Raw genomic sequence first — 22,320 nt, 5'->3', positions numbered from 1 at the left:
TGTGAGGTGCATATCTGCGTGAACGATGAAAAAAATCTTGCGTGGCCGGTCTATCTCGTGCTGCTCGGTCTGATCTCCTTTCAGATTCTGTTTGGCATCGGCGGGACGGCTCTGCTCGACCCTGATGAGCCGGTCTATGCGGAAACGGCAAAGGAGATGATTCGTTTCGGCGACTATCTTTCGCCGCGCATCTACAACGAGTTTTGGTACGACAAGCCGCCCGTTTTTTATTGGCTTGTCGTGGCATCCCTCAAGATCTTTGGCGGGTTCAGCGAACTTGCGGCACGCATTCCGTCCGCGCTCATGGCAATCGGATCGATCCTCATGACCGCACTCGCAGGGGCTCGTATTTTCGGTGCGCGCGCGGGTTTTTGGTCGGGGATGGTCATGGGGACGAGCATCATCCTCATGTATATGGGCAAAGCGTCCGTGACGGATTCGACACTGCTCTTTTTCATGACGGCGGCACTTTTTTCGTTCATTCATCGACAGTACTGGCTGATGTATCTCGCCTGCGGGTTCGCGGTGATGACGAAAGGTCCGATTGGTGTGGTTTTCCCGGCGGGCATCGTATTCTTCTATCTGCTGGCGACACGTCAGCTGGAGCAGATCTTTCGTATGCACGTCCTGCGTGGTTTCTTGCTCGTCGTTGTCGTCGGTCTGCCGTGGTATCTCTATATGTATGAAATGCACGGCATGGCGTTCATCTATGAGTTCATCGGATTTCACAATGTTAGTCGTTTTACTGCGCCGCTCCATCCTGTGCGTGCACATTGGTGGTTCTATCTGCCCGTGCTCATTCTCGGATTCTTTCCGTGGACGGGGCTGCTCATCCAGTCTGTGAAGAACGCCTTTCGGAGGAGCTTTGGGGAGGAGGCGGAGACCCTTGTTTTCTTTCAGGTCTGGTGGATTTTCGTCCTCGTATTCTTCTCGATTGCACAGACAAAGCAGGTCTCCTATATGCTCCTCTTGACGCCTGCGCTCTCGACCATCATCGGCTGGAATCTGGCACGTATGGTGGAGGACTGGCGCGAGACGCATTTTGCGTGGGCGGGCGGGAGTGCCCTCATGTTCCTTGTATTTGGACTCGGCTGGCTGATGAGCGGGGACAGCCTTGCGCCGCTCGCCGAGGGCGGGCTCTGGCTCGGTGCGATTACCCTTGTTTTTGGGGCGGCGATTGTCTACTGTATTACGGCATCCCGCAACCTCCTCCTTGCGGCATGGCTGCACGTCGCTGCGGGCGTGGTGACTATGGTCATTGCATTCGGCTTTATGATGCCTGCGGTCGAGGGGCAGTTCAGTGTAAAGCAGGTAGCGCTTTACTATGCGGAAAACCTTCATGCATCGGCAGATGCAGAGGGACGGGCGCTCTATATTGACAAGCAGCTGCGCCCCGGCGTGATGCTCTACACGGACATCCCGGGCATTGAGGCGGACACGAATCACACAGCGTCCCTTGCCGCGCTGCGTGCGGATCCTCGTCCGAAGTATGTCATTATGCGTAACTTTATGTACAATAAAATGAAAAAAGAGCTTGGCGCAGAGCAATGGCAGCTCGTTTTTGAACGTGATGGACTTTGTATCTTTAAGGATGATAAAGAATGACGATTCCTGTCCTCTATCTCGTCGTACCCTGTTACAATGAGCAGGAGGTGCTGAACGATACGGCGGAGAAGCTGCGGAAAAAAATGACTGCGCTGATTGCAGCGGAAAAGGTGAGCGCAAAGAGCCGCATCGCCTTCGTCAACGATGGCAGCCGCGATGCGACGTGGGAGCTGATTGCGGCGTGTGCGGAACAGAGTACGCTCTTTTCCGGTATCAATCTCGCGCACAACGAGGGGCATCAGAATGCCCTGCTCGCGGGTCTCATGACCGTTCTGCCATATGCGGATGTAACGATCAGCATGGACGCGGATTTGCAAGACGACATAGATGCCGTCGATGCCATGCTCGAAAAGTATGCGGCGGGGGCAAACATCGTCTACGGCGTGCGTGAAAATCGTGCCTCGGACACCTTTCTCAAGCGCTTTACGGCAGAGAGTTTCTACCGTGCCATGCGTGCGCTCGGTGCGGACATCGTGTTCAACCATGCGGACTTCCGCCTGATGGATCGGCGTGCGCTCACGGCACTTGCGGCGTATTCCGAGGTGAATCTCTTCCTGCGCGGCATTGTACCCATGATCGGACTGACGCACGATGTCGTCTACTATACGCGCAGACAGCGCCTCGCGGGGGAGTCGAAATATCCGTGGCGGCGTATGGCGTCGTTCGCATGGGAGGGCGTGACCTCACTTTCGGCGCGTCCGATTCGGCTGATCTCGCAGATGGGGATGTTCATTTCCCTCATCAGTGGTCTCATGCTCGTTTGGTCGATCATTCGACATTTTGAGGGGGAGACGATCATCGGCTGGACAAGCCTTGTCGTTTCGCTTTGGTTTCTCGGCGGGCTGATTCTGCTTTCCATCGGGGTGATCGGGGAGTATGTTGCGAAGATCTACCTTGAGGTGAAGCGGCGGCCGCGCTATCTCGTGCAGGACTTTATCGACACCAATGCGGAGGGGGGAAAATAATTTTTTCTCGAAAATTTTTTTGGGAGAAAAGAAGGAGAATTTTATTTTATGGAGAATTATTATTCATGAAAGAGAAAATAGATATGGTCTATGGCATCTTTCGCACTCCACAATGAAAGGAAGGATTTCCTTTCATTTCAACTTTGCTGTGTATTTACGAATCGGAAGCATATGCTTCCGCAATAGGAGGGTTATTCATGTCCGTATTTTATCTTGCAGGAAAGTCTCATCTGGTCGAGGTCTATGGAGACGAGGCACTGGATCTCGCGTGCTGCGGTACGCCGCTGAAGGCGATCGCTCCGAACTCGGTCGATGCGGCGAAGGAGAAGCACGTTCCCGTGGCAACGTACGATGCTGCGAAGCATGAGGTACACGTCAAGGTCGGCTCGGTTACCCATCCGATGACGGAGGAGCATCTTATCGACTGCATCATTCTCGTGACGAAAAAGGGCGTTCAGCGCGTCAATCTCACGGCAGTCGATGCCCCCGAGGTCACGTTCCGTCTTATGGACGGCGATGCACCCGTGAAGGTGATTGAGCACTGCAACCTGCATGGACTCTGGCAGATGGAGTTCTGAGAGAAACGGCAGAGAATAGGGGGATGTTGCACGAAGGCCTTTGCGCCTCATGCAGCATCTTCTTTTTTTCGTGTCGGCAGCACGCAGAGAAAAATTTTATCGCAGTTCCAATCTTCTTCCTGTATAATGAATCTCATATAGAGAAACATTCGGAAGAAATCATAGGGGGCGATGGAATGCGTTGGGCACAGGTGAGTGTCGTTACGACACATGAGGGCGCGGATCTGATCGGGAATATCTTGATGGAACTCGGCGCTGCGGGGACGGAGATCGATGATCCATCGCTCGTGAATGCGTATATTGATGCAGGGCTGTGGGACTATACCGATCTGCCGCGTGCAGAGGATACGGAGACCGTCACCGTGCGCGCCTATCTGCCCGAGGACACGCGTCTGGAGGGCAGCCTTCTGACGCTCGCGGAGCGTGTGGAGAATCTGCGCCGCGCTGATGCTCCCATCGGTGCGGGGACGATCTCGCATACCTTTGTCGCCGATGAGGACTGGGCGGAGACGTGGAAGGCGTACATCCATACGGAGAAGATCGGGCGGCGCATCGTTGTCCGTCCGACGTGGGAGGAGTACACGCCGCAGGGCGATGAGATTGTCATCGATCTCGACCCCGGCGCGGCGTTCGGCACGGGTGCGCACGCGACAACGGCGATGTGTCTGCGCTGGCTGGAACATATCGTCTGTCCGAAGATGCGTGTCTACGATGTGGGCTGCGGCTCCGGTATTCTCGCGATCGCTGCTTCGAAGCTCGGCGCGGGCGAGGTGATCGCGATGGACGATGATCCTGTTGCGGTCACCGTCGCCGAGGAGAATATCCGCGCAAATCATGTCGGCAATGTCGCCGTCATCGAGAGCGACCTGCTCTCTGTGTGTGCGGGTCTTGAACCGGCAGAGCTTATCACGGCGAATATCGTCGCGGACATCATCATCCGCCTCTTCGATCAGCTGGACGCACATCTCGCACCGGGCGGTGTTCTCCTCGCCTCGGGCATCATCGAGGATCGCATTGCCGATGTCGAGCGTGCAGCAGCAGAGCATGGCTATGCAGTCCTTGATATGACCTGTGAAAAGGAGTGGGCGGCGATGATTATTCGGCGCAGGACGGAGGCGGGGCTCTGATGCGGCGGTTGTTTTATGCGGGGGAACTCGCGGAGGAAATCGAGATTACGGGCGGGGATGCACACCATCTCGCGCGTGTGATGCGTGCTCAGGTGGGGGATGCGGTTGTCGTTGCAGACAGTGACGGGCGTATTGCCCGTATGGTGATCTGCAGCATTGTGCACGACAGCGTACATCTTCGCCGCATGGAGTATCTGCCGCAGACGGAGACGGAGCGCACTGAGGTCATCCTCGTACAGGCTCTCCTCAAGGGCGAGAAGATGGACTTCGTCGTACAAAAGGCAGTCGAGCTTGGCGCGGCGGCATTCTGTCCCATCACAACCGACCATGTTGTTGTGCGCTACGATGCGAAAAAGGCGGCGGCAAAGACAGCACGCTGGCAGAAGATCGCCGACGAGGCGGCAAAGCAATGCGGACGGTCTGCGCTGATGCGCGTTGCGCAGCCTGCGTCTCTTTCCGCGCTTTTGCAGGATGCGGCACTGCTTCATGCACCGGACACGGCGATTATTTTCTGTTACGAAGAGGAGCGCACGCAGTCCATTCGCACGGTGCTGCGCTCCGTCGACGCGCGGCGCATCGTTCTCATCGTCGGTACGGAGGGCGGATTTTCTCCTACCGAGGCAGCGGCGATCCGAGCGGCGGGGGCGCAGTCCGTTTCGCTTGGACGCTTGATTCTGCGCGCGGAGACGGCGGCACTTGCTGCGCTTGCCGTGACGCAGTATGAATTGTTTGACATTTAGAAAGGAAACCTATGAAGAAAAGATATACGGCACTGTTTGCGGCGGCGTTTGCAGTCAGCATGATTGCGGGCTGCGGCACGAGCAACAGCGCGGATCAGGGCGCGACGGCAAAGGCACAGTCATCCGCTGAACAGAGCAAGGGCTCGGGGCTGCGCGGTGAAGCTGCACCGACGTTCACACTCAAGAACCTCGCGGGTGAGGATGTCGCCGTCGAGGCGAAGGGAAAGCCCTACATCATCAATTTCTGGGCGACGTGGTGTCCGCCCTGTCAGGCGGAGATCCCCGATCTTGCGGAATTCCATGCGACGCATAAGGATGCGGTGGACTTCTATGCTGTTAATTTGCAGGAGGACGCCGCACCCGTGCAGAAATTTATGCAGGAGCGCAAGGCGGATCTTCCCGTCGTGCTTGATGCAAAGGGCTCGGCGGCGACGCTTTACGGCGTACGCGCGATCCCGACGACGGTCGTCGTGGACAAGGAGGGGAAGGTCGCCTATCGCAAGACAGGCGGTGTGACGAAAGAGGAACTCGAAGATGTTATCGGCAAGCTCTAAAAACGTGACGCAGGGAGGGCGAACCGTATGGAAATGACCCTGCTCGGCGGGGCATTCCTCGCAGGCTTTCTCTCGTTCATCTCGCCGTGCGTCCTGCCGCTCCTGCCCACGTTCTCACTGATTCTGGCGAAGAACAGTCAGCAGGACGGCGGTGAGGCACGACGACTGTATGCGAATACGACCGCATTCCTCGCAGGCTTTACCCTCGTCTTTGTCCTGCTCGGCGCCACTGCGTCGGTCATTGGTGCATGGCTCTTTTCCTATCAGGGGATTTTACGGCAGGGCGCGGCTGTCCTCATCATTGTTATGGGGCTCTTCATGACGGGGTGGATCAAAATCCCGCTGCTCCTGCGTGAGTACCGTCCGTTTCAGAGGCGTGGCTTTGGCGGTATTGGCGGCGCGTTTCTCCTTGGCTGCGGCTTTACGCTTGGGTGGACACCGTGCACGGGGCCGATGCTCGCGACCATCCTGCTCTATGCGGGCGATACGGCAACCGCCTCGACGGGAGCGCTCCTGCTGTTCATCTACAGCCTTGGTTTTTCCATTCCGTTCTTCCTGCTCGCCGTGATCTGGCGGCGGCACATCATGAAGCTGCGCGCGTTTTATCAGTATCTGCCGCGCATCCAACAGGCGGCGGGCATCATGCTCGTCCTGCTCGGCGTTCTGCTCTGGTCGGATTCACTGAGCTATCTCGTGCGGATATTTTCATAGCCTTGAACGAATGCCCTCCTGCGCCGGGATTATGGCGCAGAGAGGGCATTTTTGACTGCATTGAATTTCCTTATAACCTGTGCTAATGTATAGAAGATGTGAAAGGAGTTTGAACCCTATGATAAACCGTGAACGTACCGCCATTCCTGCGCAGGAGCTTGTCTTTACCGCACTTATGACGGCACTCGTCTTTGCCGCGACATATCTGCCGCACATCCCGATCCCGCTTGGCTATGCCCATCTCGGCGATGCTGTGATCTTCCTGCTTGCGCTGCTTGCACCGCGCCGCAGTACCCTCTTTGCTGCGTGTATCGGCTCGGCACTTGCCGACCTTTTGGGCGGGTTTGCACTCTGGATTGTACCGACCCTCGTTATCAAATTCGTTATGGCGGAGATCGTCTGCCGAATCGGGCGCAGGGGGGATGTGATCGCCCCCCGCATCAGTGTCGTTGTGTCTCTCCTCCTCTCAAGTCTCTGGATGGCAGCGGCATATACCCTTGCGGGTGCGGTGCTCTACGCGAGCCTGCCCGCCGCGCTTGCCTCCACGCCGGGACTCCTCATGGAGGGTATCGTGAACGCTCTGCTTGCACTGCTGCTTTTACCGATGCTGCGGGGGCGGTTTCCAACGTTTTGAACGGAACATGACGGCGCTCGCGCTACGGATTCGACCTCAGAGTATACGGAGGCCATCTGATGAGAATTTCTATTGATTATTGAGTGGTAACAAATGTTACGTCTATGGAGAAGCCTCTTTGCTATAATCAGCGCAACAAATGTGTATTGTATATGACGGCAAAGGAGAGTTTCTCATGGATGCTAAAATGTTTTGTTATCAGTGTCAGGAGACGGCGGGCGGCAAGGGCTGCACGGTGCAGGGGGTCTGCGGCAAGAAGCCGGATGTCGCGGAGATGCAGGATCTGCTCGTCTATGTGACGAAGGGGCTCGGCGCGGTGACGACGCAGCTGCGCGCAGAGGGGAAGACTGTTTCGGTGGAAACGAACCATCGCGTGACGATGAACCTCTTCATTACGATTACGAACGCGAACTTCGACCGCGAGGCGATCATGGACGCGATCGAGGAGACGCTTGCGCTGAAGGCGGAGCTGCTCGCACAGGTTGCCGATGCGTCGAAGCTGCCCGCAGCGGCGCACTGGACGGCTCCGCGTGCGGACTATGAGGCAAAGGCAAAGACGGTCGGCGTGCTCGCGACGGAGAACGAGGATGTCCGCAGCCTGCGCGAGCTGACAACGTACGGTCTGAAGGGGCTGTCCGCCTACGTCGAGCACGCGAACGCACTGGGCTACGAGAACGAGGAGATTGATGCATTCTCGCAGCGTGCACTTGCACAGCTTCTTGACGATACGATGGATGGCGACGCACTGACGGCACTTGTGCTTGAGACGGGCAAGTGGGGCGTTGCGGGCATGGCTCTGCTCGACGGTGCGAATACGGGTACGTACGGTCATCCCGAGGTCACGAAGGTAAAGCTCGGTGTCCGCAATCGTCCCGGCATCCTCATCTCGGGGCATGACCTCAAGGATCTTGAGCGGCTTCTGGAACAGACGAAGGGTACGGGCGTCGATGTCTATACGCACGGTGAGATGATCCCCGCGCATTACTACCCCGCATTCAAGAAGTACGACAACCTCGTCGGCAACTACGGCAACGCATGGTGGCAGCAAAAAGAGGAGTTCGAGAAGTTTAACGGCGCGATCCTCATGACGACAAATTGTGTTGTTCCGCCGAAGGACAGCTACAAGGATCGCCTTTTCACCACGGCTGCGGTCGGCGTGCCGGGCTGTACGCACATCCCGCTCGTGAACGGTGAGAAGGACTTTACGCCCGTCATTGAGTGTGCGAAGAAGTGTGCGCCCCCGACGGAGCTGGAGACGGGCGAGATCGTGGGCGGCTTTGCACACGAGCAGGTATTTGCCGTGGCGGACAAGGTCGTCGAGGCGGTGAAGAACGGTGCGATTAAGAAGTTCGTCGTCATGGCGGGCTGCGACGGCCGCATGAAGTCGCGCGGGTACTACAGTGAGTTCGCGGAGGCTCTGCCGCATGACACGGTGATCCTCACAGCGGGCTGCGCGAAGTACAAGTACATCAAGAAGAATCTCGGCGACATCGGCGGCATCCCGCGCGTTCTCGATGCGGGTCAGTGCAACGATTCCTACTCGCTCGCACTCATCGCACTGAAGCTCAAAGAGGTGTTCGGACTGGATGATGTGAACAAGCTCCCCGTTGTGTACAACATCGCATGGTACGAGCAGAAGGCAGTCATCGTTCTCCTCGCGCTGCTCCACCTCGGCGTGAAGAACATCCACCTCGGCCCCACGCTCCCCGCGTTCCTCTCTCCGAACATCGCAAAGGTACTCGCCCGGACCTTCGGCATCGGCGGCATCACGAATGTTGAGGATGATCTGGCAATGTTCGGCATTGAGGCAAACGCCCCCAAAGCCGCTGCTGTGTAAAATAATATCTGTCCATAGATTAGTAAACGGGACTTCCGTACGAAACAAAATGTTCTTTCGTACGGAAGTCCCGTTTTGTGTGAGTTTAGGAATCGCTGATAAAATGAAGTCCGTCAGATTGGCGTAGATTTTTTGTCCGATTGAGAAGGCAAACCGGACGCATAGCCAAAGCTATGTGGAGGATTTGCCGACAAAAAGCGGGCAAAAAAGATGCGCTAAGATGGCGCGGCTGAATTTATCAGTGCTTCCTTCATAATGCCGCCCGCAGGAGATTCCGCGTATAGTCCTCACTTGGTTCTCTGAGGACGTGACCGGTCTCGCCCTGTTCGACGATATGCCCGCTCTGCATGATGAGGACGCGACCTGCGATGGAGCTGACGAGCGGCAGATCGTGCGAGATGAAAAGGAGGCTCATGCCGTGCTCCCGCTGCAAATGCAGGAGAAGGGTGATGATTCGCGCCTGTACGGACACATCGAGCGCGGAGGTCGCCTCGTCGCAGACGAGGATGTCGGGGTGTACTGCCATCGCGCGCGCAATCGCTGCCCGTTGGCACTCGCCGCCGCTCATCTCGTGCGGATAGCGATCCGCATAGGAGGCGGGCAGTCCAACCTCCGTAAGGAGTTCGGCGACGCGCCGTTTCGTGTCGCGTTCATCGGGCGTACACAGGCGGCAGATGGTCTCACCGATCATCGCGCCGACCGTGCGGCGCGGATTGAACGAGCCCGGCGCGTCCTGAAACACCATCTGGATGCGGGTGTAGAGCGCACGCCGCTCCTTTCCGCGTGTGTGTGTGATGTCCTTGCCGTCGAGGAGGATCTTCCCGCTCGTCGGCGTATGCAGTCCCGTGAGGAGTTTTGCAACGGTGGATTTGCCGCTGCCGCTCTCACCGACGATGCCGAGGAGTTCGCGCCGCGCGAGAGAAAAGGAGATGCCGTCGATTGCCTGAACGCGTCCCGCCGCATCGTCAAAGTGCATGGTGACGTTGTCAAAGCGCAGAAGCGTGTCCCCGGCATGGGAGTTCTTTTCTTTTGGATGGGGAGCGGAACAGTCCTCTATGTGATGGCGGCGGTCGCAGTCATCATGTGGGGCTGTATACATTTTTGGTACTGCTGCAATCAGGCTTTGTGTGTACGGATGCTGTGGGTTTCCAAGCACCTCCGTGACACTGCCCTGCTCGACGATCTTCCCCTTGCACATGACGGCGACGCGGTCGGCGATGTGCCGTACGACGCCGATGTTGTGTGTGATGAGGAGGATTGCCGTCCCCGTGCGCTCCTTGAGTGCACGCAGCTCATCGAGCACTTGCAGCTGAATCGTTGCGTCAAGTGCCGAGGTCGGCTCGTCGGCGAGCAGCAGCTGCGGGCGCAGGACGACGGCGAGCGCGATGGCTGCACGCTGTGCCATACCGCCCGACAGCTCGAACGGATAGGCAGAGAGGATACGGTGCACATCGGCAAAGCCCATACCGCCGAATACCTCTGCCGCACGTGCGTCGATTTCCTCACGCGACAGATTGGTGTGTGCACGCATGGCTTCAACGAGCTGCGTACCAATCTGCCGTGTAGGGTTCAGCGATGCACCTGCGTACTGGAACACCATCGCGATCTCCTCGCCGCGCAGTCTGCGCCGCTCTCCCTCGGAGAGTATGGCAAGGTTCTTTGTGTCAAAGGAAACCGTACCCGCTTGGATCTCGGTGGAGAGCCCGCGAATCTGTGCGATTGCCCGAAGCAGGGTGGATTTGCCGCTGCCGCTCTCGCCGACAATGCCAAGCACCTCACCCGTATGAAGGCTGATGCTGATGTCCTCGATCACGGCATCGCCGCCGTACCCTGCGGTCAGGTGGTCGATGCGGAGCAGTTCCTTCATCGACGTGTGCTCCGCTGCAATACTGACAGGAACATCACTTCTTATCCAGATCCTTTGTCACATGATAGTAGTCGCTCGGCGTGGAGAGGAAACCCGTAACCTTTTTCGAGATACCGACCTGCATATTGTTGAACCCGATGAAGTCCATCGCCGCATCGTCGATTACTTGCTGCTGAATGTGGTTGACGAGTGCAATGCGCTTGGTCGGGTCAAACGTGTTCGGCAGGTCGGCAAGCAACTGCTCAACCACGGGATTGTCATAGTGTCCGAAATTTGCAACACCCTTTGCGCTCAGCACGTCGCGCAGGAATGCAAACGGATCGCCTGTAGGCATGGTGATGACGGAGTAAAGACCGATCTCGTATTCGCCCGCCTTGTAGTAATTTGATTTCTCATGCGAAACGATGTTGACATTGATGCCGATTTTCTTGAGCTGTGCCTGCATCTCCGTTGTGATGTTCTCGTTGAAGAGACGCTTGTAGACACCCATCTCGACGGTCAGCGGCTTGCCGTCCTTCTCGACAATGCCATCGCCGTTCGTGTCCGTATATCCTGCCGCCGCAAGTACCTGCTTTGCCTTTTCGGGATCGTAGGAGCGCGCCTTGAGTGCGGGATCGCCATAGGGCGTGGAGGCGAGGAACGCACTGTTCGACGCTGTCATTGCGCCCCTCAGGTACTGGTCGCCGATGGTTTTTTTGTCGACACCGTACATGATCGCCTGACGAACCGCAGGATCGGTGAGCTTATCGAGGTTCATGTAGAGCTGATAGGTGCGCGTCTGCGGCGTCTTGACAACCGTAAACTTGTCATTCGCCGCAATCGTCTCTGCCGTCTCGGGGTTGAGATCCAGTGCTACGTCGATCTCATCGCCCTGCAGTGCCATTGCGAGCGTGTTGAAGTCTGCGATCTTCGTATACTCGACCTCGTCGACCTTCACGTCGCCGCCCCAATACTTCGGGTTCTTCGTCATGACGGCGTGCTTGTCCGCCTCAAAGCTGCTCATGACAAACGGCCCCGTGCAGATGGGCGCGTTCTCAAAGTCCTTCGTGCCTGCAACATCGACGATGACTGCGTACGGGTCGCAGAGGTCATTGACGAGGGTCGCATACGGCTCTTTCGTACGGATCGTGAGGACATTTCCCTCCGCTGTGTACTCTGCATCCTTTAGCCACGCAGCGCGGTCATTCGTCTCCGCCGTGCGCTTGAGCGAGGCGATGACCTTGTCCGCCGTCATCTTCTCGCCGTTCGAGAAGGTGACATTGTCCTTCAGCGTGATGCGCCAGACCGTCGGTTCGACATTCTCCGCTTTTTCGGCAAGCCACGGCTGCGGTTTCATACTGTCGTCGAGACGGAAGAGCGTTTCGCCGACACCGTAGCGCACGGCATACCAGCCCATCCACTCCTTCGCGGGATCCATCGAGCTCGTCACGGCGACTGTGCCGCCGACGCGCACGATTTTCTTGCTGTCTGCCGCCTGATCCGAGCCGCCGCAGCCGCTCATCGTGAGCGGAACGGCGAGCAGGAGCGCGGCGCAGAGACGTTTCAGTGTTTTGTTCATGGGAATCCTCCTGAAAAATATTTATCAGAGATGCTGTATGCGCTGTGTAAGCCTCACGCGAACGCCTCGTTACGCAAGTGATCGTGTGCTTATTCGCCTAAATACCTGCGGACTTCTTAAACGCGCTGCGCTTGAACGAAAGAAATCCGCAGGGGGCGAAACGCACTCTTTACTCACTTGCTTCACTAGGGAAGCACTGATAAATTCAGCACTGCCATCTTGGCGCATCTTTTTCGCCCTGCCATCGTCGACAAATCCTCCACATAGCTTTGGCTATGCGTCCAGTTTGTCTCCTTGACAGGACAAAAAATCTACACCAATCTGACAGACTTCATTTTATCAGCGATTCCCTAGGGTTCGCTTTGAGGCATTACACAGCATCCATACAGATAATCTGTCTGTAAGTTACACTCGTTTTTCCCGCATCTTGGGATCGAGCAGGTCACGCAGCTGATCGCCAAACATATTGAACACCATCATGACAGCGACCATCATCGCGCTCGGTGCGAGTGCCGCCCACGGCGCCTGTTGGAGATACTTCTGTCCCTCGCTGATCATCGCGCCCCACTCGGCGGCGGGGATCTGGACACCGATGCCGAGGTAGGAGAGTCCCGCCAGCCCCATCATCATTGTGCTGACGTGCAGGACAGCCGTGACGACGAGCTGGCCTGCGATGTTCGGCAGGATGTGTCCGAACAGGATGCTCGTGTCGGTGCAGCCCGAGAGCCGCGCCGCCTGTATGTATGTCTCCTCCCGCGCCGCGATGGCCGCGCTGCGTGCAATGCGTGCGTACTGCGTCCACGTCGTTACGATGAGTGCAAGCACGGCATTGACGAGGCCGCCGCCGAGCACACCTGCGACGGCGATTGCGAGGACGATGTCGGGGAATGCCTGAAATACATCGGTGATGCGCATGAGCACCGCGTCCATGCGTCCGCGATAGTAGCCCGAGAGCAGTCCGATGAAACTGCCCAGCGAACCCGCTATGAGGATGATGAAGAGGGCGGCGAAAATCGAGGTTTTCCCGCCCGCGAGAATGCGCGAGAGGATGTCCCTGCCGTAGTTGTCCGTGCCGAGGAGATGCTCTGCAGACGGTGCCTTTAGGATCAGCTGCGGATCGGTCGCGTACGGATCGTAGGGCGCAAGCTGCGCGGAGAAGAGACTCACGATGAGGATAAGTGCCGCAAGGAGCGCGAGCAACCGAAAGAGCGGCGGTGTATGCAGAAAGAAGTTCATCATTTAGAGATCCTTGATCTTCGGATTAAAATAGCGGTACGAGAGATCGGCGAGCAGGTTCACGAGGAAGAATGCGAGTGCCATCCAGACGACAACCGCCTGAATGACGGGATAGTCGCGATTCCCGATTGCTCCCATGATGAGGCTGCCGATGCCCGGCCAGTTAAAGATGGTCTCAATAATCACCGTTCCGCCGAGCAGCGAGCCAATGGAGATGCCCGTGAGTGTGACGACAATGACCATGATATTCTTGAGGACATTGCGGAACAGGATCACGCGCTCCGTGATGCCGCGTGCGCGCAGCCCGATCACATAATCCTTTGCCAGCTCGTCGAGTGCCGCCGCACGAATCTGACGGATGTAGCGTGAGGACATGACAAGCGCGAGCGAGAGCGCAGGCAGTATCATGCCGATCGGCTTCGTGGTTGCGAGTACGGGAATCCAGCCGAGGCGGTGGGAGAATACGAACATGAGTACAATCGCGACAATGAAGCCCGGCGTTGCGTTGCCGATGAAGGTCAGAAAGCGAACTGCATAGTCTATGCGGCTGTTGCGCCATGCGGCGATCGCGATACCGAGCGGCAGGGAGATGAGGAGCGTGAGCCCCATCGCCGTGCCCGCCATGCGCAGCGTGTAGGGCAGTGCTTTCCAAAACGTTGCTGCTACAGGCAGATCGGTGATGTAGGATTTGCCCATATCGCCTTGGAGAAAGTGCGTGAGCCAACGTCCGTACTGGACGAGGAAAGGTGCGTCAAGCCCCATTTCCGCACGCATCCGCTCCACGAGCTGCGGATCGGCGGCGACACCGCCCGCCGAGAGGCGGATGCCGACGGGATCGCCGGGGGCGATGTAGATGAGTCCGAAGGAAAGCAGGGTAATGCCGAAAAAGACGGGGATGAATTGCAGACACCGCCCGAGGATGGTCTTGTATGTCATAGGTACTCCATTATATTGTATGTTTTGAAGCGAAGTCTTATTTTTTCATTTATATGTCAGACATTAATTTTCAGTATATCGCCCATAGAAGAAGATTGTCAACCGAAGTGTAAAGATATGAATATATATAAAATTATCAGCGCTTCCTTAAGCATTTGACACACATCGCCCCTTTTGACTATAATGAAGCGTACTACACTGTGTATATGGACTGCGGCACTGCGCCGCATGGGAGGGCTTACAGATGAAGATTTTAGCTGCGGACGGGATTTCGCCCGAGGGAATCGGACTGCTGGCGGACTATGAGGTCGATGTACGCGATAAGATCGCGCACGAGGAGCTCGTGGAGATCATCGGCGACTATGACGCGCTCATGGTGCGCTCGGCATCGAAGGTGTCGGCAGATGTGCTTGCACGTGCGGACAAACTCAAGATCATCGGGCGTGCGGGTGTCGGTGTGGACAACATCGACGTGAAGGCGGCGACGGAGCGTGGCATCATTGTCATCAACTCGCCGGGCGGTAACACGATCGCGGCGACCGAGCATACAATGGCAATGATGCTCTCACTGGCACGCAACATCCCTGCGGCGGACGCGACCATGCACGCGGGGGAGTGGAACCGCAAGGCGTACGTCGGCGTGGAGCTGCGCGGCAAGACGCTCGGCATCATCGGCATGGGGCGGATCGGCAGCGGGGTTGCCAAGCGTGCGCTCGCCTTTGACATGAACATCATCGCGTACGATCCGTACATCAACGAGGAGCGGGCAAAGGCACTCGGCGTGACCGTCGGGACGCTCGACGACATCTTTGCGGCGGCGGACTTTATCACCGTGCATATGCCGCTCACAAAGGAAACGCGCGGTATGATCTCGATGCCGCAGCTGCGTAAGATGAAGAAAGGCGTGCGTCTTGTCAACTGTGCGCGCGGCGGCATTATCAACGAAAGTGATTTGGCGGCGGCACTCAGGGAGGGGATCGTCGCGGGGGCGGCAATCGACGTATTCGAGAGCGAACCGCTGGCGGCGGACAGCCCGCTGCGCGATGCCCCACATATCGTACTCACGCCGCACCTCGGCGCGTCCACGGTGGAGGCGCAGATCGGCGTGTCTGTGGACGTGTCGGAGGGCATCTGCGCGGCGCTGCGCGGCGAGCCCGTGGCGGCGGCGGTCAACATGGCTCCCGTTTCGAAGGAGGTCATGCGCGTCATTCGTCCCTACATCACCCTCGCGGAGCAGCTCGGCTGCACCGTTTGCTCGCTCGCGGAAGGACCCATCTCCCATGTGGAGGTTGTCTACAACGGCGAGATTACCGAGGTTAACACGAGTTTTCTCACGACGGCGCTCCTCAAGGGGATGCTCAACCCCATCCTTGAGAGCGAGATCAACTATGTCAATGCGCCAAGCGTCGCCAAGTCGCGCGGCATCAAGGTGACAGAGATCAAGGAGAAGGAAACGTCGCACTATTCGACGCTCATCACTGTACGCGTCACGACGGCGGCGGGTACGGCAGAAGCGGGCACGGCAGAGGTGCAGGGCGCACTCTTCGGTACGGAGGGACGCATTGTGCGGATCAACGGCTTCCGCGTGGACATCGATCCGCACGCACGCCTCCTCATCTGTCCGCATATCAACCGTCCCGGTGTCATTGGCACGGTCGGCTCGATCATGGGCGAGGCGGGGATCAACATCTCGTCCATGCAGGTGGGCAAGTCCAAGCGCGAGGGCATGAGTATCATGGCGCTCACGATCGACCACGACATCCCCGACGATACGCTTGCGCGTCTGCTTGCCATCGACGGCATCTTTGACGCGAAACTGGTCAATTTCGAAACGATTTGAGAGGGTTTCAGCCTATTTCCATAATCGTCCGTTATGATATAGTCAAAAGGACAAAGATCTGATTGTAAGGGAGGCAAATGCCTATGAATACACTCAAAACAACAATGCTGATGGCGCTCCTGATGGCACTCATGGTTGCTCTTGGCGGAATTTTTGCAGGACATACGGGCATGACCGTCATGCTCATCATCGCGCTCGGGATGAACTTCTTCTCGTATTGGTTCTCCGACCGCATGGTGCTCAGCATGTACAACGCGCAGGAGGTTGACCGGCAGAGTGCGCCCGAGCTCTACGGGCTCGTGGAGAAACTCGCGGGGCGTGCGGGGCTTCCCATGCCGCGCGTCTACATCATCAACGAGGATGCGCCGAACGCATTCGCGACGGGGCGCAACCCGTCGAACGCAGCGGTCGCCGTCACCACAGGGCTGATGCGCGTGCTCGACTACAACGAGATCTCGGGCGTGCTCGGTCATGAGCTCGCGCACGTCAAGCACCGCGACATCCTCATTTCGACGATTGCGGCGACCATGGCGACCGTTATCTCCTACGCCGCGAGTATCGCCCAGTGGGCGGCGATCTTCGGCGGCGGACGTTCGAGCGACGATGACCGCGGCGGCATCATCGGGCTCATCGTGACGGCAATCATCGCTCCGATTGCGGCGGCGCTCATCCAGATGGCGATCTCGCGCTCGCGCGAGTACAGCGCGGACGAGGGCGGCGCAGAGATCTGCGGTAACCCGAACTACCTCGCGTCGGCACTCGAAAAGATCGAGTATTACGCCGTGCACGGCGCACAGCTGCCCGAGGCGACCCCGTCCACGGCGCATATGTGCATCATCAACCCGCTGACGGGGCGCGACATCTCGTTCAAGAGCTTGTTCTCGACCCATCCCGATACGCAGGAGCGCATCGCACGTCTCCGCGCACAGGCGCAGCGCATGAACATCCGCTGAATTTTGCAAAGCAAATAGGAGGAAACATGATATGAGTACACCGCATATTGCCGCCGAAAAGGGCGAGATCGCCGAGCGTATTCTGCTGCCGGGCGATCCGCTGCGTGCGAAGTTCATCGCGGAGCATTTTCTGGAGGGGGCGAAGGAGTATACGTCGATTCGCAACATCCTCGGATACACGGGCACATACAAGGGAGTTCCCGTCTCCGTGCAGGGGACGGGCATGGGAATGCCGTCCATCTCCATCTATGTGAACGAGCTGATGGACTGCTACGGCGTACAGAAGCTCATCCGCGTCGGGACGTGCGGCGGAATGCACGAGAAGGTAAAGCTGCGCGACGTGTTCATCGCACAGGGCGCAACCACGGACTCCGGCATGATCCGCAGCATCTTTGGCGCGTCCATCAACTATGCGCCGCTCGCGGACTATGAACTTCTTTCGGCGGCTGTGGAGAATGCAAAGAAGCTGAACCTCCCCGTCCGCGTCGGCAATGTGATCTCCGTTGACCGCTTCTACGATGAGGAGATCGACAATGCGAAGCTGCGCCGGTACGGTGTGCTTGCGGTCGAGATGGAGGCGGCGGCGCTCTATACACTCGCGGCGAAGTATGGACGGCAGGCGCTCGCGCTCTTTACCGTCAGCGACCACCTCCTCACGGGCGAGCGATGCACGGCAGAGGAGCGTCAGACAACATTTAATGACATGATTAAGATCGCGCTTGAAACGGCGGTCGCGTGAGTCCTTGCTAAGAGGCTTTCCAACGAACTGCCCTGTGAAGTATTGTACTTCGCAGGGCAGTTCTTTTTTTATAGTTTTTTTCTATAAAATAAAATAATATCTCCCGCAGGACAAAAGTCTGGACGGGGGGGTGATACGTGCTATAATTTTAATACACGTTAGACTGTGGATAAGTTTTGGCGTGTTGTACGAAGTCGCGCCGCAGATTGTGCGGCGAAGCGGAACGAAGTGTGCTGCACTTGTGCGCGTGTGGATATGGCACGGGGCGGTACGCTTCCGAAAGGATGGTAGAGGCATGAAGAAAAAGAAGGCAAGGATGCTCGCGGCGGCGATGCTTGCGGGGGGCGCACTGCTGAACTACGGGACGGCATCGGCTGCGGACAGCGACCGCGACAGTGCGGCGCGCGCCATCGCGCATTCGGAGATGGATGTGCGCAGTGCGGCGGAGAAGAACGCAACGGCGATGGACACGCGGAACATGAACGTGCGCGTGAGCGGGATCACCGTCACGGGCGGGAACGAGAACACCGTGCGTGCACTGCTGCCCGAGCTCTCGGGCGACACCGTGAACATCCGCACCCTCTCGCAGCAGATCCAGAGCGTCAACGACACGGGAGGACTTCTCCTCAGCACGGAGTTCACCCCTGTGGGCGCAGGAGCATACCACGTTACGGTCAAGGTGCAGGAGAAAAAGAGCGACCATGTCCGCCTCTCGGTCAGCAACACGGGGACGGAGTACACAGGCGACTGGCGCACCGCACTCACCTACCTCAACACGAACCTCTCAGGAACGGCGGACACCTTCGGTGCGGCATTCGTCACCTCGCCCGGACACTTCGGCGATGTCAAGGTCGGCGCACTCTCCTATCGGAAACTCATGCCGGAGTGGAAAGGCGCGATCTCCGCGAGCGTCAGCCACGGGCGCACCAACATCGACAACTATGACACGGGCGCGCGCAGCCTCTTTGATGTGAACATCGGCGGCAGGAGCACGAACGTCGATTTGCACTATCAGCGGTTCCTCTCCTATACGGCGCGGAACAAGGACATCCTCGACATGGGATTCGGCTACCGCCGCACGGAGAGCGATTTCGGGTATAAGTTTATCGGCAAAACCTACAACAACAAGACCGACTACAACATCATGCTCGCCTCCCTTACCTACCTGCACAGCCAGCGCAAGGCGAACAGCGTCCTCTCCTGCAACATCGGACTTGCGGTGAACGTGAGCGGAGACGGAGCCTCCTATGAGAAAGTCACGCCGGGCGCGGACAGCCGGTTCACCCTCCTGCGGGCAGGAGCGAACTATCAGGCGCGTACCAAGAGTGACTGGATTGGAGCCGTGCGTCTCACGGGACAGTATACGAAGGATCACGTCGTCCCCGCCGAACAGATCGGTGCGGGCGGTGCGATGAGCGTGCGCGGATTTGACGAGCGTGCGATCGGTGCGGACAAGGGCTTTGTGGGAAGCCTTGAGATCTACAGCCCCGAGATAGCAAAGCATACGCGCCTCCTCGCGTTCACGGACTACGCACATCTCTCGAACAACCGCAACGACAAGAACCGCAATGCGATCTTTGACAGCGACAGCATCGCGAGTGCGGGTCTCGGCGTGCGCTATGCGGATGACCGCTTCTCGCTTTCCCTCGACTATGCGCGGGTTCTGCGCGATGCGGACAAGGTGAACCTCAACAAGCAGAACAGCCGCCATTGGAACTTGATGGCGAGCGTGAGTTTCTAATAGAGGAAAGGAAGGAACGGAATGAATCTCAAAAAGAAAATGCGCCGCAGCAGCCTTGCGGCACTCATTACCCTCGCGCTCACGAGCTCCGCACTCGCCATGCCGACGGGCGGCGTAGTGCAATCGGGCGATGTGAATATCGGCGGTAGTACGGACTTCTCGACCGTCGCAGACGGCGCGACCATTACGGCGGGTACGGACAGTACAATCAACTGGAATACGTTCAATATCGGCAGTGGTGAGACGCTGAATTTCAACATCGCGAGTGACAAGACCCTCGTCAACAATGTGACGGGATCGCAGCTCTCCGACATCCTTGGCACGATGAACCAGAACGGCGGCAATCTTGTACTCGTGAACCCGAACGGAATTCATATCGGTGGGAACGCTGTGCTGAACGTCGCCAATCTGACCCTCTCCACGCTCGGCATGACGGAGAGCGGCAATCAGCTCAGTTTTGCCAAGGGGGCGACCAATGGGACGATAAACATTGACAGGGGCGCGGAGTTCAACGCTGTGGACTGTGTTTCTATCTTCGCCGGCAAGGTAAATGTGGCGGACGGCGTCACATTCAATCTGGGCGACGGCTCGATGAACAAGACGATACTCGACATCAAGGCGATGGATCGCGCGGACTACACGATGGTGGGGGGAGATGGGAAGGTACAGAACGTTACCCACAATGCGGGCAACGATGTCGTCTTCAACGGCACAGTCAACGTCAAGAACAATCAGGAGTGCGAGGTCGAGATCGGCGGTGCGACCGTCACCGCAACGGGCGCAAAATTCCTCGGTGAGGGGACAGAAACGACCATCTACGCCGCGTCGAAGTTCCATGCGGATGAGCGCGATGCTGATGATGCCAAGCATGTGTTCACTGCGGATGTGACGGCAGCAAATAGAGTCTCCTTGAATGGTGTCACCGCAGAGGGCAAGTCCTTACAGCTTGGCGGCGGTGTTATTGACATCAAGAACAGCACTGCGGATGTCTATCGGCTCGGCGTGGAAGCAGTTGCGACCTATCGCGCAACGGGGAACGGCGCAGTGATGGACGATACAAGTGCACCTGACCGCACCATCAACATCGCAGGGAGCAAGCTGAAGGCGAATCAGGGCATGATCTACGGCGGCAAAATCACCGTCGCGGATGATGCGACGATTGAGATGAAGAGCAATGCGCACAATGAGGCAGAGGTACTGATGATTGCGGGCAACCGTTTTAAGCGGCAGCACGGAAATGATCATGGGGATGAACTGCTTACCTATCGCGGTGCGCAAGGCAATGACCTCGCGTTCCATGGAACGGTGTCGCATACGACGGATGGGAAAGCATCGTTCGGTATCGTCGGGCATACCGTCAATGCAGACCGCGCCAAGCTGCACGGGACGAGCACGGAGTTCTCATTGTCCGCACTCACGAAGGTGGACTACGACCAGACCGCGCCGCGTTGGCAGGACTACTGGCAGAAGAACGAATCGAGTGCCGCCAATACCCTACAGGCGAATAGGCTTGACGTTTGTACGCAGCGCGAGTTCTATGCGGACGGTGGCAGCGTCAGCCTGAGGAACAGCACGATCGCAACGGGCATGTTTAATATTTATGCGTACGCCCAGAGCCACGACGATGGCGACACGGATGTCGGCAATCTTGTCCACGAAAACAAGACGGCGGGCGTGAATAATGTCGTCCATCTGAAGAATGTTACCGTAACGCATCCCACGGATGCGGAATACAGCGGGGCAAGCATCTTTGGCGGCAAGGTGACACTTGAAGAGAGCAAACTTCAAGAAAATTGGATGACGGCTCTCTATGCAGGTTCGTCGCACAATAGCACCGACACACGTTCGACGAGTGATGTCAAGGTGACGGTGACGAAGGACAACGAACTTGGTCTTTGGAACGCGGAGGTTTCCGGGACGCACCTCAATCTCGGTGCGGGAAAAATCGGTGTCTGGCAGGGGAGCAATCTCACTGCTGCGAATACGCTGCGGGTCAACCCTGCCGATGCCGTCATACGCACGAACGACTCGACCGCATCCCTCTTGCGAGACCCGTTCTCCCATGTAAAACGTGCAGGGACAGAGTTGGCGGCATTCACGGAGACGAGCGAACCAGTGCCGCCCGTCCCACAGCCGCCCACGCCGCCCGCACCGCCCGTGACTCCCGATGCGCCGCACCTTTCCGCCGATGATACGGCAAACATTGCCGAGGGCGGTGCAAAGGCACAGGCGGCACTCACAGAGACGACGCAGGAAAAGCGTGCCGAGAAATTGATGGAGACGGTGGCGCAGCTGAACGAGAACAAGGCGGTATCCCGCCGTCAGACGGCGGGTGTCGTCATCGGCATCGTGCAGGAGATCGCCAATGCGCCGGCACTCTCCGACGGCGAGAAGGTCGCTCTCGTCGAGAAGGTGCTGAATGCCTACGCCCCCGTGCAGGAGGCAAAGACGGCACAGGAGAACATCGCCACAAATACCCTCGACGAGGCTGCGAATGCGGCAACGACCGTTTCTGCTGCCCCTGTCTACCCTGATACATCTGAGGTGGCGGAGAACGTTACCTTCGCTTGACTTTCCGGATGATTTTTCTGCTTAGAGCATGATATTACCGCATGAAGCTGTTGCGCTTTGTGCGGTAAATTTTTTTCAAAAGAAGAAAGAAAACGTTTGCTTTTTGGAAAACGATGGGTTATAATGAA

The 22,320-nt window shown here is 57.6% G+C and carries 20 protein-coding genes; 15 read left to right on the top strand and 5 right to left on the bottom strand.

Going from position 1 to position 22,320, the window contains the following annotated elements:
- Positions 1–18 precede the first annotated feature (18 nt).
- The 10 genes from QU667_RS08345 to QU667_RS08300 all read left to right on the top strand — a co-directional run bounded on the left by QU667_RS08345 (position 19) and on the right by QU667_RS08300 (position 9,007).
- Positions 19–1,605 (top strand): ArnT family glycosyltransferase, encoded by a 1,587-nt coding sequence (locus QU667_RS08345; protein ID WP_304986737.1) that lies wholly within the window; start codon positions 19–21, stop codon positions 1,603–1,605.
- Entirely contained in the window at positions 1,602–2,570 is a 969-nt protein-coding gene (locus QU667_RS08340; RefSeq protein ID WP_304986736.1) for a glycosyltransferase family 2 protein, read from the top strand. Before QU667_RS08345 ends, QU667_RS08340 begins: the two co-directional genes overlap by 4 nt.
- Positions 2,571–2,767: 197 nt before the next feature.
- Positions 2,768–3,148, top strand: a complete 381-nt coding sequence (locus QU667_RS08335) for a desulfoferrodoxin family protein (protein WP_304986735.1) — start codon at positions 2,768–2,770, stop codon at positions 3,146–3,148.
- A gap of 176 nt (positions 3,149–3,324) precedes the next feature.
- The gene (gene prmA / locus QU667_RS08330) at positions 3,325–4,275 is read left to right on the top strand and encodes a 50S ribosomal protein L11 methyltransferase (protein ID WP_304986734.1); all 951 of its coding nucleotides are present in this window, start codon (positions 3,325–3,327) and stop codon (positions 4,273–4,275) included.
- A complete protein-coding gene (locus QU667_RS08325) occupies positions 4,275–5,015 on the top strand; it encodes a 16S rRNA (uracil(1498)-N(3))-methyltransferase (RefSeq protein ID WP_304986733.1) in 741 nt (246 codons plus the stop codon). Before prmA ends, QU667_RS08325 begins: the two co-directional genes overlap by 1 nt.
- An 11-nt stretch (positions 5,016–5,026) precedes the next feature.
- Positions 5,027–5,569, top strand: coding sequence for a TlpA disulfide reductase family protein (locus QU667_RS08320; RefSeq protein ID WP_304986732.1), 543 nt, complete (start codon positions 5,027–5,029; stop codon positions 5,567–5,569).
- Between the two features lie 27 nt (positions 5,570–5,596).
- Positions 5,597–6,280 carry a cytochrome c biogenesis CcdA family protein gene (locus QU667_RS08315; RefSeq protein ID WP_304986731.1) on the top strand — a complete coding sequence of 228 codons (684 nt, stop codon included), beginning with the start codon at positions 5,597–5,599 and terminating at the stop codon, positions 6,278–6,280.
- Between the two features lie 118 nt (positions 6,281–6,398).
- On the top strand, positions 6,399–6,914 hold the full coding sequence (locus QU667_RS08310; protein ID WP_304986730.1) for an ECF transporter S component: 516 nt from the start codon (positions 6,399–6,401) through the stop codon (positions 6,912–6,914).
- A 175-nt stretch (positions 6,915–7,089) separates the two neighbouring features.
- A complete protein-coding gene (gene hcp, locus QU667_RS08305) occupies positions 7,090–8,751 on the top strand; it encodes a hydroxylamine reductase (protein ID WP_304986729.1) in 1,662 nt (553 codons plus the stop codon).
- A gap of 127 nt (positions 8,752–8,878) precedes the next feature.
- The gene (locus QU667_RS08300) at positions 8,879–9,007 is read left to right on the top strand and encodes a secretion protein HlyD (RefSeq protein ID WP_304988438.1); all 129 of its coding nucleotides are present in this window, start codon (positions 8,879–8,881) and stop codon (positions 9,005–9,007) included.
- Here QU667_RS08300 and QU667_RS08295 read toward each other — a convergent pair.
- The 5 genes from QU667_RS08295 to QU667_RS08275 form a co-directional block, all read right to left on the bottom strand.
- A complete protein-coding gene (locus tag QU667_RS08295) occupies positions 9,002–10,618 on the bottom strand; it encodes a dipeptide ABC transporter ATP-binding protein (RefSeq protein WP_304986728.1) in 1,617 nt (538 codons plus the stop codon). The two genes, QU667_RS08300 and QU667_RS08295, sit on opposite strands and share 6 nt — an antisense overlap.
- 34 nt (positions 10,619–10,652) lie before the next feature.
- Positions 10,653–12,176: an ABC transporter substrate-binding protein gene (locus QU667_RS08290; RefSeq protein ID WP_304986727.1), complete on the bottom strand. Its 1,524-nt coding sequence runs from the start codon at positions 12,174–12,176 to the stop codon at positions 10,653–10,655.
- A gap of 185 nt (positions 12,177–12,361) precedes the next feature.
- Positions 12,362–12,487 carry a secretion protein HlyD gene (locus QU667_RS08285; protein ID WP_304988437.1) on the bottom strand — a complete coding sequence of 42 codons (126 nt, stop codon included), beginning with the start codon at positions 12,485–12,487 and terminating at the stop codon, positions 12,362–12,364.
- A 94-nt stretch (positions 12,488–12,581) separates the two neighbouring features.
- The gene (locus QU667_RS08280; protein WP_304986726.1) at positions 12,582–13,415 is read right to left on the bottom strand and encodes an ABC transporter permease; all 834 of its coding nucleotides are present in this window, start codon (positions 13,413–13,415) and stop codon (positions 12,582–12,584) included.
- The gene (locus tag QU667_RS08275; protein WP_304986725.1) at positions 13,416–14,348 is read right to left on the bottom strand and encodes an ABC transporter permease; all 933 of its coding nucleotides are present in this window, start codon (positions 14,346–14,348) and stop codon (positions 13,416–13,418) included.
- Between the two features lie 244 nt (positions 14,349–14,592).
- Here QU667_RS08275 and serA point away from each other — a divergent pair, with 244 nt between their 5' ends.
- From serA to QU667_RS08250, 5 genes are all read left to right on the top strand, one after another.
- Positions 14,593–16,188 (top strand): phosphoglycerate dehydrogenase, encoded by a 1,596-nt coding sequence (gene serA, locus QU667_RS08270; RefSeq protein ID WP_304986724.1) that lies wholly within the window; start codon positions 14,593–14,595, stop codon positions 16,186–16,188.
- A gap of 83 nt (positions 16,189–16,271) precedes the next feature.
- Positions 16,272–17,141, top strand: coding sequence for a zinc metalloprotease HtpX (htpX, locus tag QU667_RS08265; protein WP_304986723.1), 870 nt, complete (start codon positions 16,272–16,274; stop codon positions 17,139–17,141).
- A 31-nt stretch (positions 17,142–17,172) separates the two neighbouring features.
- Complete coding sequence (gene deoD, locus QU667_RS08260) at positions 17,173–17,880, top strand: purine-nucleoside phosphorylase (RefSeq protein WP_304986722.1); 708 nt, start codon at positions 17,173–17,175, stop codon at positions 17,878–17,880.
- A 295-nt stretch (positions 17,881–18,175) separates the two neighbouring features.
- Entirely contained in the window at positions 18,176–19,621 is a 1,446-nt protein-coding gene (locus QU667_RS08255; RefSeq protein ID WP_304986721.1) for a ShlB/FhaC/HecB family hemolysin secretion/activation protein, read from the top strand.
- Between the two features lie 21 nt (positions 19,622–19,642).
- A complete protein-coding gene (locus QU667_RS08250; protein ID WP_304986720.1) occupies positions 19,643–22,192 on the top strand; it encodes a two-partner secretion domain-containing protein in 2,550 nt (849 codons plus the stop codon).
- Positions 22,193–22,320 lie beyond the last annotated feature (128 nt).

This window comes from Selenomonas dianae (assembly GCF_030644225.1).
GTDB classification, from domain to species: domain Bacteria; phylum Bacillota; class Negativicutes; order Selenomonadales; family Selenomonadaceae; genus Centipeda; species Centipeda dianae.
The sequence above is the reverse complement of the archived record's forward strand: the minus strand, read 5'-3'. Positions and strand labels throughout refer to the sequence as shown.

Coding starts and splice junctions, on each gene's coding strand:
- QU667_RS08340 (WP_304986736.1), top strand. CDS start 1,602: ATGACGATTCCTGTCCTCTATCTCGTCGTACCCTGTTACAATGAGCAG.
- QU667_RS08295 (WP_304986728.1), bottom strand. CDS start 10,618: ATGAAGGAACTGCTCCGCATCGACCACCTGACCGCAGGGTACGGCGGC.
- QU667_RS08320 (WP_304986732.1), top strand. CDS start 5,027: ATGAAGAAAAGATATACGGCACTGTTTGCGGCGGCGTTTGCAGTCAGC.
- deoD (WP_304986722.1), top strand. CDS start 17,173: ATGAGTACACCGCATATTGCCGCCGAAAAGGGCGAGATCGCCGAGCGT.
- htpX (WP_304986723.1), top strand. CDS start 16,272: ATGAATACACTCAAAACAACAATGCTGATGGCGCTCCTGATGGCACTC.
- QU667_RS08290 (WP_304986727.1), bottom strand. CDS start 12,176: ATGAACAAAACACTGAAACGTCTCTGCGCCGCGCTCCTGCTCGCCGTT.
- QU667_RS08255 (WP_304986721.1), top strand. CDS start 18,176: ATGAAGAAAAAGAAGGCAAGGATGCTCGCGGCGGCGATGCTTGCGGGG.
- QU667_RS08325 (WP_304986733.1), top strand. CDS start 4,275: ATGCGGCGGTTGTTTTATGCGGGGGAACTCGCGGAGGAAATCGAGATT.
- QU667_RS08335 (WP_304986735.1), top strand. CDS start 2,768: ATGTCCGTATTTTATCTTGCAGGAAAGTCTCATCTGGTCGAGGTCTAT.
- QU667_RS08315 (WP_304986731.1), top strand. CDS start 5,597: ATGGAAATGACCCTGCTCGGCGGGGCATTCCTCGCAGGCTTTCTCTCG.
- prmA (WP_304986734.1), top strand. CDS start 3,325: ATGCGTTGGGCACAGGTGAGTGTCGTTACGACACATGAGGGCGCGGAT.
- hcp (WP_304986729.1), top strand. CDS start 7,090: ATGGATGCTAAAATGTTTTGTTATCAGTGTCAGGAGACGGCGGGCGGC.
- serA (WP_304986724.1), top strand. CDS start 14,593: ATGAAGATTTTAGCTGCGGACGGGATTTCGCCCGAGGGAATCGGACTG.
- QU667_RS08280 (WP_304986726.1), bottom strand. CDS start 13,415: ATGATGAACTTCTTTCTGCATACACCGCCGCTCTTTCGGTTGCTCGCG.
- QU667_RS08310 (WP_304986730.1), top strand. CDS start 6,399: ATGATAAACCGTGAACGTACCGCCATTCCTGCGCAGGAGCTTGTCTTT.
- QU667_RS08250 (WP_304986720.1), top strand. CDS start 19,643: ATGAATCTCAAAAAGAAAATGCGCCGCAGCAGCCTTGCGGCACTCATT.
- QU667_RS08275 (WP_304986725.1), bottom strand. CDS start 14,348: ATGACATACAAGACCATCCTCGGGCGGTGTCTGCAATTCATCCCCGTC.